General features: G+C 40.8%; 10 protein-coding genes and 1 pseudogene. 6 read left to right on the top strand and 5 right to left on the bottom strand.

What is annotated here, in order from left to right; all coding sequences use genetic code 11:
- Position 1: 1 nt before the first annotated feature.
- The 4 genes from BLS16_RS03500 (at position 2) to BLS16_RS03485 (ending at position 2,198) form a co-directional block, all read left to right on the top strand.
- Entirely contained in the window at positions 2-415 is a 414-nt protein-coding gene (locus BLS16_RS03500) for a DUF2304 domain-containing protein (RefSeq protein WP_092330020.1), read from the top strand.
- An 18-nt stretch (positions 416-433) separates the two neighbouring features.
- A complete protein-coding gene (locus BLS16_RS03495) occupies positions 434-1,138 on the top strand; it encodes a glycosyltransferase family 2 protein (protein ID WP_092330017.1) in 705 nt (234 codons plus the stop codon).
- A gap of 3 nt (positions 1,139-1,141) precedes the next feature.
- Positions 1,142-1,387 carry a hypothetical protein gene (locus tag BLS16_RS23070; protein ID WP_143015494.1) on the top strand — a complete coding sequence of 82 codons (246 nt, stop codon included), beginning with the start codon at positions 1,142-1,144 and terminating at the stop codon, positions 1,385-1,387.
- 232 nt (positions 1,388-1,619) lie between these two features.
- Positions 1,620-2,198 carry a Uma2 family endonuclease gene (locus BLS16_RS03485; protein WP_242876175.1) on the top strand — a complete coding sequence of 193 codons (579 nt, stop codon included), beginning with the start codon at positions 1,620-1,622 and terminating at the stop codon, positions 2,196-2,198.
- Between the two features lie 64 nt (positions 2,199-2,262).
- On the opposite strand, the gene BLS16_RS03480 is transcribed toward BLS16_RS03485, so the two are convergent.
- The 3 genes from BLS16_RS03480 to BLS16_RS03470 form a co-directional block, all read right to left on the bottom strand.
- Positions 2,263-3,087 carry an XrtA system polysaccharide deacetylase gene (locus BLS16_RS03480; RefSeq protein WP_092330010.1) on the bottom strand — a complete coding sequence of 275 codons (825 nt, stop codon included), beginning with the start codon at positions 3,085-3,087 and terminating at the stop codon, positions 2,263-2,265.
- A 372-nt stretch (positions 3,088-3,459) separates the two neighbouring features.
- On the bottom strand, positions 3,460-4,554 hold the full coding sequence (locus BLS16_RS03475; RefSeq protein ID WP_092330008.1) for a GNAT family N-acetyltransferase: 1,095 nt from the start codon (positions 4,552-4,554) through the stop codon (positions 3,460-3,462).
- A gap of 8 nt (positions 4,555-4,562) precedes the next feature.
- Complete coding sequence (locus tag BLS16_RS03470; protein ID WP_242876174.1) at positions 4,563-4,916, bottom strand: EamA family transporter; 354 nt, start codon at positions 4,914-4,916, stop codon at positions 4,563-4,565.
- A 301-nt stretch (positions 4,917-5,217) separates the two neighbouring features.
- Here BLS16_RS03470 and BLS16_RS03465 point away from each other — a divergent pair, with 301 nt between their 5' ends.
- Both BLS16_RS03465 and BLS16_RS03460 read left to right on the top strand, forming a co-directional pair.
- Positions 5,218-6,435, top strand: coding sequence for an ATP-binding protein (locus BLS16_RS03465; RefSeq protein ID WP_092329996.1), 1,218 nt, complete (start codon positions 5,218-5,220; stop codon positions 6,433-6,435).
- Between the two features lie 99 nt (positions 6,436-6,534).
- Positions 6,535-7,106 (top strand): annotated as a pseudogene (locus BLS16_RS03460) (Uma2 family endonuclease).
- 219 nt (positions 7,107-7,325) lie between these two features.
- Here the strand turns inward: BLS16_RS03460 and BLS16_RS03455 are convergent.
- Entirely contained in the window at positions 7,326-10,610 is a 3,285-nt protein-coding gene (locus tag BLS16_RS03455) for a cell wall-binding repeat-containing protein (protein ID WP_092329994.1), read from the bottom strand.
- Between the two features lie 253 nt (positions 10,611-10,863).
- On the bottom strand, positions 10,864-14,130 hold the full coding sequence (locus tag BLS16_RS03450) for a cell wall-binding repeat-containing protein (protein WP_092329992.1): 3,267 nt from the start codon (positions 14,128-14,130) through the stop codon (positions 10,864-10,866).
- Positions 14,131-14,610: the final 480 nt, after the last annotated feature.

The raw sequence follows: 14,610 nt of genomic DNA, 5'->3' as shown, positions 1-14,610 counted from the left end.
AATGTCACGTGTCCAATTGGTCGTCCTAATAACCAGTCTATTGGTAACCGGCTTTATTATTGAGCAAGTTCGGCGCCGGCGTTTAGCTGTAGAATATTCTCTGATCTGGATTGTCGCCGGAATGGGAATGATTGTCTTATCCCTCTGGAAAGATGGGATAGAGTATATAGCGGATTTGATGGGCATATATTATGCGCCCTCTGCTATCTTTGTAATATTTGGGGTTATGATCTTTGTGTTATGTGTTCATTTTTCGCTGGAGATATCCAAGTTGAGTTCGAATAATCGAGTCTTGGTACAACGAATTGCCCTTCTCGAGGATGATCTGAAAAAACTAGAAGAAAACCGCAGCGGTTCGGAGAGTGAACTCATTCAGACAAAACGGAATATGGACATTGGTAAGCCATTACGGTAAGGACGTGTAGGATAAGTCATGAGGATTTTAGCAATTGTTCCCGCTTTAAATGAAGCAAATAATATTGGTTCCGTAGTCCGAAATCTGCTGACCACATCTGCTTGGCTGGATGTCCTGGTCATTGATGATGGGTCGACAGATCAGACAGCCGAGATAGCTCGCGCCCATGGGGCCAAAGTGATTTCTTTGCCGGTGAACCTGGGCATCGGAGGTGCGGTTCAAACCGGCTTTCTGTATGCCTTGAAAAATAACTATGATGTAGCCTTGCAGGTGGATGGAGACGGCCAGCATAGGGGAGAAGAAATCAAAAAATTAGTTGATCCCGTCATTCTCAAAGAAGCGGATGTCACTATTGGCTCTAGATTTGTTGAGAAGACATCCTACAGATCTGCCTGGCCCCGGCGACTGGGAATTTATCTGTTGAGTAAAACAATTCAGTCTGTGGTGCGCAAGAATTTTACGGATCCTACTTCAGGATTTCGGGCTTATAATAAGAAAGCTTTGAGAATTGTGGCAGCCCATTATTCCACTGACTATCCGGAACCGGATGCAATCGTTACTCTGCTCAAGAATGGACTGCGGGTGATTGAAATATCGGTGGAAATGGATCCGCGCCTGTCAGGGAGTTCGTCAATTACACCCTTTAAGAGCGGGTATTATATGTTTAAAGTGAGTCTGGCGATTATTCTTAATTCAATGATGAGTAGGATTTGGAATGAGTAGCTTTTGGGACTAAGCTATTCCCTGGAGAGGAGCGGTTTCTCCACCCGTCTGCTCGTTACGCCGCTGACTTTAGATGAGCTTGATCACACTCATGAACCTTGGCTATATACTGTGCATAAAGTAACAGTAAGAGCCTTTCGGGTTCATGGGTTTTGTTCTTATATGGATAGCAGAAAGCAGCGGATGAAAGCAAATGTGATCATGCTCAATTATGAATCTCTTCAAATTCGCCAGCGCAGGCGAATTTGAAAAACGGATAGTAGAAAGTATAAGTTTTTTGGGTAACATTGGGTACAAGTATACTCAAAATGATATTGGGAATTTGATCTCTTTTTCAGACTTTAGACAGGAAGGCTTCTCTGCTAAGTTTACACATACAAAGACATTGTCTGAGGAAGCCAACCTAGTTCTTTAAGAGATAAATAATTAGATGAAATAAATGTAAATACTTGGTATAATGATCCCTAAGGGGGTGGACAAAGTGTCATTATTAGTGCAAAAGGATGATAAGAAATATACCTATGCAGAGTATCTTAAGTGGACTGATGGGCAGCGTTGGGAGTTGCTTGATGGTATTGCCTATAACATTGCTGCACCGTCTCGACGACACCAAGAGGTATCCGGCGAATTATTCTACCAAATTCGCAGTTATCTTGCGGATAGGCCTTGTAAAATATATTCAGCGCCTTTTGACGTACGGTTTAGCGGACCTGAGCAAGAAGATGAACAGACATGGGACGTGGTCCAGCCAGATCTTACGATTATATGTGACCAATCGAAATTAGATGATAAGGGCTGTTTAGGCGCTCCGGATCTTATCATTGAAATAATTTCGCCGGCATCTATAGGGCTAGATTACGTTACGAAGTTAGCTTTGTATGAAAAATATAAGGTAAATGAGTATTGGATTATTCATCCCCTCGATAATACAGTGATGGTTTTCACATTAGGAGAAGACGATCAATATGGAAAACCACATATCTTTATAGAGGGCAGTCAATTGAAAAGTAGTGTTTTCACTGACCTTACAATCGACTTTAAGCAATTATTTGGCTTATAAAAATAGAACTTCAATAAAAAACGAGATGGCAGGTTTAATCCTACCATCTCGTTTCGCTATTTCATTAGAGTTCATAATACTGTGCTATCGAAGTAAACTCATACTCCTTCAAAGTGCGAATCAATTTCCGTTCACAACTCCTAATCCCATAGTAATGGATGAGGTTTTCTTTGAGGCTGAGTTTAAGACGAGGCTGTCCAGGGTCGACCTCACGAGGGTGAAGATAGACAAGCACGGGCTGTCCTTCTTTATTAACGGCTTTGATGCACTGGGAGATTATGGGGTAGGGAAGCACGCGGAAGTAAAATCCTCCGGCGAAGGGAATGTTCCGGTTGAAAATACGCACTGTGGAGGAAGGAACCTCGAGCAAGCTAAGTAATCTGCCCTCATGCTTCGGGTGGTGGGGAAAGCGGGGAGCAGAGGGGAGTCCATAGAGATAAGTTTCAATGGGAAAGACACTGGCATCATAAATAAAGCCTAATTCTTGCAGGATCTCCCAGGCCCAGAGAGATTTAGGGGTGATTGACCATGAAGGAGCTCGGTAGCCCTTAACACTCGAGCCGATAATGTCTTCCACTAGTATTTTGGCTTTACTGACATCTGCTTTAAACTCATCAGGTGTTTGCTCATAAATAAGTTGGTGAGCATACCCATGAGAAGCAATTTCGTGGCCTAAGGCCGCAATATCTCGAATCAGCTGAGGGTGCTTTTCGGCGACGAAACCCAAGACGAAAAAGGTAGCCTTAGCATTGTATTCTTCAAAGAGAGATAAGAGACGTTTTGTATTTTGGACTATACGCACTTCATATGAGTTTTGGTTATCAAAGATGTTTTCATGGTAGTTGGCATGAAACCACTCTTCCAGATCGATGGTTAGAATATTCTTCATTGCTTAACTCTACTCAACTTTCATAAATGCTTAGCGCCAAAAACATTTTAGCTAACATCTACAATTATATAGGACTGAAATAAAAAAATGTTAGAGATTTTCCCATAAAATATCTTAATTCCTACTTGAAGATAATAACCAACCCCGTTTTTTCCCTTAGGCAACCAGAATCTTACGATTTTTCCGCCAAATATCCAACTCAGACTTTGGGCAATTCTGATAAGAGGCTGCCCAGCCGTGTCTGACGTTAGCTTTACTGATAAATTAGCAAGCCCTACTTAATCTTTACGCATTTAAAGGATTAAGACCAGGAAGAGACCACAGGAAATCTAGCCAACGATTGTATGTTTTAATAAATCTTGACGAAATCTCCTAAATTACGTCGTAATCTCCCATGGTTAAGAACCACTGATTTAACTGAAGAAAGGGATCCGAGGCATTTTCTCCTACACGATTATTATCCTTTGTTACTCCAAGCTTTCTGTAAATCACGGGGAAGGGCTGAGGTTCTAAGGATTTGGGGCAAGTGAGGAATCCATTGTTCTTGAGGATACGGGATTCTTCAGTGTGGGCCAGCATCAGTGATCCGGCCAGATCCATATTATTCTCAACAAAGAAGCGAAGCAGTGAATTGACCAAACATCTTCCGGCTGCGGGGTGCTCTGAGTCCACTAAGAAATCCACAATCATCCCGGAAGACATATCGGCGACTTCAGTACAGCGTCCAACAATATAGCCCAGCAGCTCTGAAGAATTCTGCCTGCGAACACCATAGACCTGATAATCACGAAGGGGAATATCAAAATACCGCCAGCGGAGATAGTTGGTATCACGAACTCCTATAATGGGGTATTTGTTTTGTACCTTAGCCCAGAAAGCATCAATACCCGATAAATCTGAGTCGGAAAGGGGATAAACAACATAGCGAGCATCGGAGTGGTTCCTAACCTTATAGAATTGGTGAAATGGCCAAGAGAGTTGAGCAAGCACAGGCCCCAGCTTCTTTTTGACCAAGGCCTTAGTGTTTAAAGGACGGAGCAAGAGAGGAACCCGGCCTAAGTCTGTAAAGCCTAACTTTTTCAAGAATCCCGGATAGGAATTAGGATTGGGGAACCCATAGCAGAAGCGAGATCCTTCCTCCGCGCAGTCCTGATAGACCGCCTTGGCCAAACCGGTGAAAATCCCTTGTCCGCCATAGATTTGCCGGGTCAGAGTATTTAAAGAGAGAGTTCCGTGAATGAGCTCATTAAAGGCTTTAAAAGCCATGGGGATGACAACATATTGCCCGGCCAGCTGCCCGCTTTCCACATCCCGGGCTAAGCGGATCATGGCTGATCCGGCGGGGTTGTCTTCATATTGCCATTTTAAAAACTGTAAATCGGAAATCCAGGAATCCCCGTAGTATTCACGGGTCATTTCAATGGTTTCAGGGAGATTCTCAGGCTGATACTTAAGGGATTTCCACATATTAATGCCTACTTTCGAGTGATAATAATTACGCCCAGGCAGATTACGATTACCCCGATGATCTTCGAGGCGGTGAGCTGTTCCTTGAAAATTGTTGTTCCTATAAGAAGGGCAAAAATAAAGGCCGTACTTTGTATAGGATAGACGTAGCTTAGCTCACCTTTATTCAAAATATAAATCCAAAGAACGGAAGCAACTGCATACACCATAAGACCGGAAATCACATAAGGACTTAAGAAAAGGCGCAGGAGTTGACCGAGGCTATGTATCTCTTTCCCGGATGCCCCTAATTTCCAAAGGGTTTGCCCTGATACCATGAGCACCGAATTAATGATGGTTAGGAGAACTAGCAAAATGTCCACCTCATACTTCTCTAATCTAGAATAGCTTCTAAAACATTATACAATTTGAGAGGTTTTAAGCAAGTTAATTGCCCAACTTATTCTACGGGAGGCCTTATGTGTTCTTCACCTTCAGAGATGCTCACCCTATGGAGGATTACTGTTTTGGGTAGGTTTCGCAAAGGCTAGTGCAAAATTCCGTTTCTTGTGGTTATAAGTTATAGAATTAGAAAATAAAGATAATTATTTATGGTTATAAACCGAAATAAAGGTATATCTCATTTGTATTATGGTATATAATACCATAAGGAGGTGGGTAATCTTGATAAATCGGGAACTATATTTAGAGCAATTACGCTCATTTATCGATAAGCCTTTGATTAAGGTATTAACAGGCATAAGGAGAAGCGGTAAATCCTCAATTTTAATAATGATAAAAGAAGAGTTAAAAAATCGTGGAGTCAGCGATGAAAACATTATCTTTATTAACTTTGAGTCAATGGAGTATTCTGAAATTGATAATTCCAAAAGTCTATATTCATATATAAAATCAAATGTCTCATCTAAGCATAAATGTTACTTGCTGTTAGACGAAATTCAAGAAGTAAAAGACTGGGAAAAAGCAATTAATTCTTTTTTAGTGGATCTTAATGTAGACATCTATATCACAGGTTCTAATTCCAGATTATTGTCCTCAGAGTTGGCTACATATATTGCAGGAAGATATATCGAAATTAATGTAAGTCCTCTGTCGTTTAAGGAGGTTCTAGAATTTAAGAGAACTCTTACAGGGATAGAACCACTAGATATTCAAAAAGAGTTGGTTCGATTCATAAGGATGGGTGGATTTCCCATTATCCACACAGCCGGTTATACCCGTGATGATGCCTATAAAATCATCACTGATATTTATGCTTCAGCAATTCTTCGCGATATAGTACAGCGCAACCGTATAAGAAATATTGAACTTTTGGAGAAGATTGTGAAATACGTCTTCGAAAACCTTGGCAGCATATTTTCAGCCAAGAAGGTAGCTGATTATTTCAAAAATCAAATGAGGAAGGTTGATATAGAGACAGTCTACAACTATCTAAATGCTCTGGAAGGAGCCTTTATCATTTATCGTGTACCAAGGTATGATTTAAGAGGCAAAGAGGTTTTGCAGACCAATGAGAAATACTTTATAGGGGATCAAGGTTTGAAGTATGCTGTGATGGGTTATCGAGACAGAGATATATCAGGCATTCTGGAAAACATAGTTTTCTTAGAGCTTAAACGCAAAGGATATCAAGTATATGTGGGTAAGTTTGACGATAAAGAAATAGACTTTGTGGCAGTAAAAAGAGAACAAAAGGTCTACGTTCAGGTAGCCTATAAATTAGCAGAAGAATCAACTGTAGAGAGAGAATTCGGAGCCTTGCTTAGCGTAAGGGATCACTACCCCAAGTATGTGGTAACAATGGAGGACTTTTGGCAAGATAATATCGAGGGGGTTAAGCATAAAAATCTTGCGGAGTTTTTGCTCATGGACGAATACTGAAAATATTTTGAGGACAGAGCATTATGATGTCCCTCCCAAGTTCAATTAATCCCAGTTGATTAGGAAAAATTGGTATAATAATTGTGAGGAGGAAGATGTATGCCTTTATCAAACGATGTAAGGAAGTATACCTATGCTGACTACTTATTATTTCGTGACGATGAGCGATGGGAAATAATTGATGGAATACCCTATATGCAATCAGCACCCTCTTGGCAGCATCAGAGCATTTCGAGGGAGTTACTTAGACAGTTTGCCAATTATATGCTAGCTAAACCTTGTGAGGTATTTGCAGCACCCTTTGATTTAGGATTATCGGAGGCCGGAAAAGAAGATAAAGACATTACTGACGTTTATCAGCCTGATTTGGTTGTAATTTGTGATAAAGTTCTATTAAAGGGGACGGGCTATTTTGGAGTGCCGGATTTAGTCATAGAGATAATCTCCCCCTCAACTGCCAAGAAGGACAGGCTTTTGAAATTTAATAGTATGAAGAATTTAGAGTTAAAGAGTATTGGATTGTTGAGCCGGATGTGAGGCTGGTAAGTGTATTCATATTGCAGGATAATAAGCGATATGGAAGACCGGAATTATATGCCGAACTAAATGATGTCAAGGTATCGATTTTTCCCGACCTGATTATTACGTTAAACACAGTTTTTGAGTTTTAGAACTGGACATGAGATTTCCATAATACTAAGCCGTTCCCTGCTAACAATCCAGTGAACGGCTTAGTATTAGTTGCTGAAGTAAGCCATAGCGGCATCTGAGAGATTCCTGCCTTGCAGAATAAGGTGAAATGGCAGGGCGAGATGAGCAAACAAGGATGGAGCAAAAGAGGGTGCCTGCCTCGCCTTCCTAACAGGGGGCATACAAAGGTCCCCCTGTTTCTAATTTAAGGGCTCTATTATGAAGAACTTAACAAATGAAATGGACTTTTCATCCATAACAATCGTTACATTAGTTTTGCCGCGAAGATCCGATAAGGATTTAATGGTGATATCGTTATTATCTACACCATCAAGCACTAAGCTCTTGTCGGCAAGCATGTAGGTTTCACCATTTGAAAATTTGACTGTTTTGTTGCCAAAATCAACGCTAGCAACAGTCAAACCAGTTATGACACGTGCAGCGTACTCTTTAGTGCCATCATTGATAATATCCGCACTGGCTGTAGCAAGTCCTCTTATTAGCATATTGTTATTTTTATCAAGTCCAAGTATTACTACATCTCCTTTGGCAAGACCGCTACTGGTTTCAAATCCTGTAATCTTATCTGCTGTAAATGTTTGTAGTTTGCCATCTGCATATGCTGTAACACTAACAATTTCTTGCTTTGTATTACGAAGAACGTCAGTAACCACAGCTTCCTCATAAATGACATCTGAACTATCGACAGCATCGTACCAAACAGCCATTATTTCTAGATTAGCATCGTAAATGAAGTTTCCGCTAATTATTTTAGAACCTTTGTAGTCACCGAAAGTTGATATGATGTAATCATCTGCATCGGTATCTTCATGATCTTCAGTTGCATCAAACATAAGTGTGCTGGGTGTCAACTTGTAACCTCTTAGATACTTGTCGCCGGCTCTAAGGCTGTCGGCTCCCGTAATTGTGTCGCAGCCAATCTCATGAGCATTACCACTAAAGAAATCAATTTCTAGAAGATTGTCCTCATCATCTAGGTGTAAATTGACTAGACTTCCCGCGGCGGCCTCGTTATTAAACAAGATATTTACGTTAGCCTTTACATTGGTATTATCTTTTAGTTTAATTCCAGTGTTGCCGGAAATTAAAGATGCTGTCCAATCTTTAGAACCAAGGTCATTGATATCGTACTTAATGCCATCTACTGTAATTTTATCAAGACTTTCCAGATCGATATCAAAGGAGAGTTTTTCCCCATCTTGTGTCAAAGCTTTAATCTCTACTCTATCTCTAGCTGTTGTATAACCTAGGATATCCTCAGTTAGAGCTGCAATTTTCTCATAACTGCCAAGATTGACAACTTCTCCGCTAATGAAGATAAGGTTTCCGGCATAGTCGGTATAAAGTTCTACCTCTCCGGCAGCCTGAAGCTCTTTTGCTGCATCAGAGTCTACGTCAGTAACATCGCCGTCTTCATCGAGGTATACCGCTTGTTGCGTATAATCGAAGTCAGCTGCCACATCATCGTCATAATCGAAATCGAAAACTTCTCCATTCACTTCAATGGAGTTGGCATATACTGTGTTGATCTCGCCACTCACCGCTTTGTTATTCAAAACTTCAGCATAACCGTCACCATTATCAGCGTCTTCGTTAAAGAATAACAAATCTCCTTTTTTGAGATCAGCTAAAGAAATAACTTTTCCATCTTTAATAATAGACGCATCGGATGCGTCAAATGAACCAACTGAAGCAGAGCCGTCAACTCCTATAACTTCATTTTCGTCGATAGAATCGACTATTAAGACGTCTTTTAAAGAATAGGCACTAACAAACACAATGTTTCCATATTTGTCAAAGATTATTTTAGCAAAATTAAACTTTTTATTAAGTTGGTTAGCAATGTCTGCTTTTTGACCATTTAAGTAAAAATCAAATTTTCGATTATCAGTATCGGTATAGGTTTCTTTAGAAACATAATAATTCTTTTTTTCAGAAAGAAGTTCAATTTGATTTGCTTTGGCAACCTTTATCGCATCAGTCTTTGAAGTAAAACTTGTAATTTTATAGTTAGTTAATTCATTATCTCCATTGTACCAAACTTGGACAAGTTCACCCAGTGTAGCTTGATAATTGAAATTCAGGTTATCAGGTATTTTTAAAGTAAACTTTTTGCCAGTTTTATCGTCATAAGCTGTAATTTCTTTATCCCTAACGTTGAAATCCTGTACACGAACCTTATTGGAATATGCTCGGTTGAAAATAGCTTTTAGAATGATCCCGTTTGCCTTTACAGTGAAGTTATAGTCTTGGGCATATTTAAGTACAGCCTCAATATTACTCTCTGAATACAATTCAATGGTTACAGTCAGACAATTTGCGGACATTTGTACGCTTTTGACCCCATAACGATCTAAGGTGTCAGCGTCTTGTATAACGATGTCTGAAGCTTGAAGTCTGGTTATAAGTTTACTGAAACTAATTTCTATGAAACGGTTACTATCGTCAAGAGCAGTTACTGATACGATTGCTAACTCTGCAGGTTTTGAAACATTACCTGTAGAAACTCCAACACGTACACTTTCAGGAACAACGGCCGTACCGCCAAGAGCAGTGACGACCGCGCTAGAGTTTTTGCTGTATGTGAAAGCAGCTACGGCAGGTACAGTGCTTCCATCTGTGAGTACGATAGGGGATTTAGTTTGAGCTGCAAGTGGAGCACCCGCAAGAGCATCAATACCAGTTACACCGTTTGCAACATAGATATTGTCAAATGTCAGGGCAGCGACAAAGTCCTGGACAATTTGGTTGTTGGTGTCGTAGGCAGTCATACCAGCGTGACGAGTAGCAGCAGGAAGACCAGCCTTTACCTCATCACTGATGACTCCTATTCCACCGATAACGTCACTGGCAGTGATGCTGGCGTTAGCAGCTAAGTAAGCAGCTATGCCAGCAGGAAGAGCATCCTTGCCAGTTAATAGAATTAGTTCATTAGCAGCAGAAGCAACTGCAGCTATGGAAAGTGCATCAACAACAGTGTTAGCAACAGCAACTTTGGTTACGCCAGTCATTTTCTTAGCGATGTTGACAGATGTTTCAGAACGGTCAAATCCCCCAAGAGCAACAACTTCAATGCCCATACCTTTTAACTCATCAATAACACCTTGTTTAATAACAGCAGTTCCGCTGGTTACATAAACAGTTTTAACTTCGAGTTTGGTAAGCTCAGCTTTAGTAGCAGCATCCAGTATGTCTCCTGCTCCAGTTAAGAGGATGGGGGCTTGTAGAGAAGCAGCGAGTGGTCCGGCGGTTAACGCATCAACCATACCATAGGATGTTGAGGATGCCAAAATTGCCGTACCTGTGTAACCTGTTTGATCGGCAATTGCTACAGCAGTTTGTTCGGCACTTACACCCGCTAATCGAGTTGGAATTAGCCCATTAGCGAATGAGTTAAAAGGGGTCAATGTGAGTGCCATTCCAACGATAACTAAAGATGCTATGATTTTTGTTATCTTTCTCACAGTTGAATTTCTCCTCACAATTTAAAAGACTATATTTGATGTACTAGCTCAGTTCTTTCTTAGAGACGCTTATTATTCCTCTCTCCCGCATATAATTCCTAGACTTCTAAATGCTGCTATGGCATTAACACAGAGGGATGAATGTCCCTCAATAGTGAAGAGAGCCTCTCGTCTTAAATGAAAGGCGAGAGACTCTCTTGTTTAGTTTTCGGAACGTTCCCTATTGATGAAGGTTAGATCCTAGCGGAAACAATTAGTTTTCGATAACAAAGAACTTAGCGAATGAACCAGTTTTTGCATCTTTAACTACAGTGACATTAGTCTTGCCGCGGAGATCGGATAGTGATTTTACTTTGATGTCACTGTTGTCTTTGCCGTCGAGTACTAAACCACCCTCAGCCAGACTGTAAGTGTCTCCGTTGGTAAAGGTTACTTTCTTGTTACCAACATCAATAGTTTGGACTTCCAAGCTAGGTGTTACGCGAGTAGCATACTCTCCGGTGGTATCATTAATGATATCAGAACCCGCTGTAGCAATTCCTTTTACGAGCATATTGCTGTCTTTGTCAAGCTCAAGAATTACTACATCGCCTTTAGCGACATCACTAACAAATTCATCAACGGTATAAGTTTTCTCTTCACCGGCTGCGTATACGGTAACACTAACTACTTCACCATCTGTGTTACGAAGAACCTTAGTAACAACAGCTTCTTCATAACTTAGATCATCACTGGTTGTTTGGTCGAACCAAATAGCTACTACTTCTTGATCATCGTTATAGATATAGTTTCCATTAGTGATTTCAGCACCTTTGTATTCTCCGAAAGTTGTCAGTACATAATCGTCTGCATCGGTAGTTTCGGAATCCTCAGTAGCATCAAACATTAGTGTCTCTGATGTCAACTTGAAACCGTCAAGATACAGGTCGCCTGATTCAAGGCTGTTAGCTGCATCGATTACATCGTAACCAATTTCGCCGGCATTGCTGCTGAAGAATTCAATCTCTTCGAGATTTCCTTCGTCATCTAAGTGCAGTTTTACTAAGCTTCCGGCATCAGCAACAGGATCAATGTCGATATCTATGCTGCCGGCAGCACCGTTTTCATCGAGGTTGATACCGGTATAAGCTCCCGGAGTTCCAATTAAGGACGCCGTCCAATCACTGCTTCCACCGTTATCTATCTCGTACTCAGTACCATTCACGGTAATTTTCTCGAGATCCTCTAACTCCATGTCGAAGTAAAGGTCTTCGCCGCTTTCTGTAACAGCTTCGATTTCAACTTTCTCTCTGGAGGATGCATAACCTAAGATGTCCTCGGTCAATACGGCTACCTCACTATTAGAATCAACATTGGTCGTATCTCCACTAATAAAAATTAAGTTTCCGGCATAGTCAGTATAAAGCGCTACTTCGCCACCGGCTTGGAGTTCTTCAGCGGCATCAGAGTCTACATCTGTTACTTCGCCGTTTTCATCGATATAGACTGCTTGTTGTGAGTAAGCAAAGTCTGCTGCTACATCAGCATCGTAGTCAAAGTTGTAAGTTTCTCCGCCGACTTCGATGGAGTCTGAGTAGACATTGTCGATTTCACCGGTTGCAACTTTGTTATTCAGAACTTCAGCATAACCATCGTCGTCATCAGCGTCATTGTTAAAGAATAACAAATCTCCTGCTGTGAGATTAGCAACATCGATTACTTTACCGTCTTTGATAATGGTTGCATCTTTTGCGTCAAAAGAGCCAGCTGAAGCAGAACCTTCAACCCCGATAACTTCGTCACCCTCAATAGAATCAACAATTAAGACATCTCTTAAGGTATAGGCACTGACAAATTCAATGTCTCCGGATTTGTTAAAGCCAACTTTAGCAAAGTTAAACTTCTCCCCAACATGGTCAGCAATGTTTACACTTTCACCGTCAAGATAGAAGGCAAATTTGTCATTAGAATTGGTGTAGGCTTCTTCTGAGATATCATACTTTTTGCCTTCAGATAGAAGTTTAATTTCGGTTGCCTTGGTAACTTCAATTGAATCATTTTTAGCATTAGGGCTTACAATCATATAGTTGGTCAATTCATTGTCGCCATTGTACCAAACTTGTACAAGTTCACCCAGAGTAGCTTCATAGTCAAAGTTCAGGGCTTCAGGAATATCCAGAGTTACCTCTTCACCAGTTTTATCGTTATAAACTACGATTTCATTATCGCCTACATTGATATCTTGGACACGAACTTTGCTGGAATAGGCACGGTTGAAGGTAGATTTCAGAATTGTTCCACCGGCATTTATTGTCACATTATAATCTTGAAGATATTGAAGTACTTCTTCAGAATCATCAGATGCATACAATTCAATGGTTGCGGTTAAACTGTTGGAAGACATTTGTACACTTTTAACTCCATAACGAGCTAAGGTGTCAGCGTTTTCAATCACAACATCAGAAGCTTGAAGTCCAGATACAGGTTTATTGAAAGTAACTTCGATGAAACGGTTGCTGTCGTCAAGTGCACTAATTGAGACAATTGCCAAATCGCCAGGTACATTTGTAACGTTACCTGTAGAAACTCCAACACGTACACTTTCAGGAACAACAGCTGTACCGCCAAGAGCAGTTACGACTGCGCTAGAGTTTTTGCTGTATGTGAAAGCAGCTGCGGCAGGAACGGTGCTTCCATCTGTGAGTACGATAGGGGATTTGGTTTGAGCTGCAAGTGGAGCACCTGCAAGAGCATCAATACCGGTTACACCGTTTGCAACATAGATATTGTCAAATGCAAGGCCGGCGGCGAAGTCTTGGATAACTTGGTTATTGGTATCATAGGCAGTCATACCAGCGTGACGAGTTGCGCTTGGAAGTCCAGCTACCACTGCATCACTGATAACGCCTGTTCCACCGATAACATCACTTGATGTGACACCAGCACTTGCTAGGTAAGCAGCAACGCTAGCAGGAAGAGCATCTTTGTCAGTTAAGAGGATTGGTTCATTAGCGGCAGAAGCAACTGCAGCTATGGAAAGTGCATCAACAACAGTGTTAGCAACAGCAACTTTGGTTACGCCAGTCATTTTCTTAGCGATGTTGACAGATGTTTCAGCACGGTCAAATCCGCCAAGAGCAACAACTTCAATATCCATACCCTTTAACTCATCAATAACACCTTGTTTAATAACAGCGGTTCCGCTGGTTACATAAACAGTTTTTACTGCAAGTTTGGTAAGTTCAGCTTTAGTAGCAGCGTCGAGAGTGTTTCCTGCTCCGGTTAAGAGGATAGGAGCTTTCAAGGAAGTTGCGAGTGGGCCGGCGGTTAATGCATCAACCATACCATAGGATGTTGAAGAAGCGAGAATTGCAGTGCCTGTATAACCTGTTTGATCGGCAATTGCTACAGCAGTTTGTTCCGCAGTTAAACCTGATAAACGAGTTGGAATTGGGGAAGCTGCGAAAACATTAAAAGGGATCATTGTTAGTGTCATGCCCGCAATGGCTAAAGATGCTAAGGCTTTTTTGGTCTTTTTCATTTAGTAAATTCTCCTCTCAATTTTGAAAACTTTTGTTATTAACAATACTATCCACCAGTTCTTTCTGGAGACGAAACCCGGTTATCCGTCCCTCACCCCCTAATGATTAGTAGTTAAATGTTTAGACATTGCGCATTATCTAAAATTATGCTACTGGATTTCCGGAAGCGTCCCTCCCTGAAATTGCATTTCAGCCCAGCAGATACTTTTTAGAGCAACAAAAGAACTTAAAAGTTTAAAGGTTAGATTCGCTGTTTGTTATTTCCTCGTTGCAATATGAAGATTAACATATTATACAGAAAAATACATTCCAAACATTTTGGATATGTTTCCAGTTATTGCTTACAATTACTATTTTGCAAGTTAAAGTACAATAAAGTGAAACGACATTAAAAATGCACTTGTATATTAGTAATAAAAATTTAAAAGAATAAGATTAAGGAAAAATACTGTGCGAATTCGTGAACATTTTGTGAACTG

This window comes from Desulfosporosinus hippei DSM 8344, assembly GCF_900100785.1.
Classification (GTDB): domain Bacteria; phylum Bacillota; class Desulfitobacteriia; order Desulfitobacteriales; family Desulfitobacteriaceae; genus Desulfosporosinus; species Desulfosporosinus hippei.
Note: the sequence above shows the minus strand (reverse complement) of the source record. Positions and strands in the feature narration are given on the sequence as shown.

Coding starts and splice junctions, on each gene's coding strand:
- BLS16_RS03500 (WP_092330020.1), top strand. CDS start 2: ATGTCACGTGTCCAATTGGTCGTCCTAATAACCAGTCTATTGGTAACC.
- BLS16_RS03495 (WP_092330017.1), top strand. CDS start 434: ATGAGGATTTTAGCAATTGTTCCCGCTTTAAATGAAGCAAATAATATT.
- BLS16_RS03480 (WP_092330010.1), bottom strand. CDS start 3,087: ATGAAGAATATTCTAACCATCGATCTGGAAGAGTGGTTTCATGCCAAC.
- BLS16_RS03475 (WP_092330008.1), bottom strand. CDS start 4,554: ATGTGGAAATCCCTTAAGTATCAGCCTGAGAATCTCCCTGAAACCATT.
- BLS16_RS03450 (WP_092329992.1), bottom strand. CDS start 14,130: ATGAAAAAGACCAAAAAAGCCTTAGCATCTTTAGCCATTGCGGGCATG.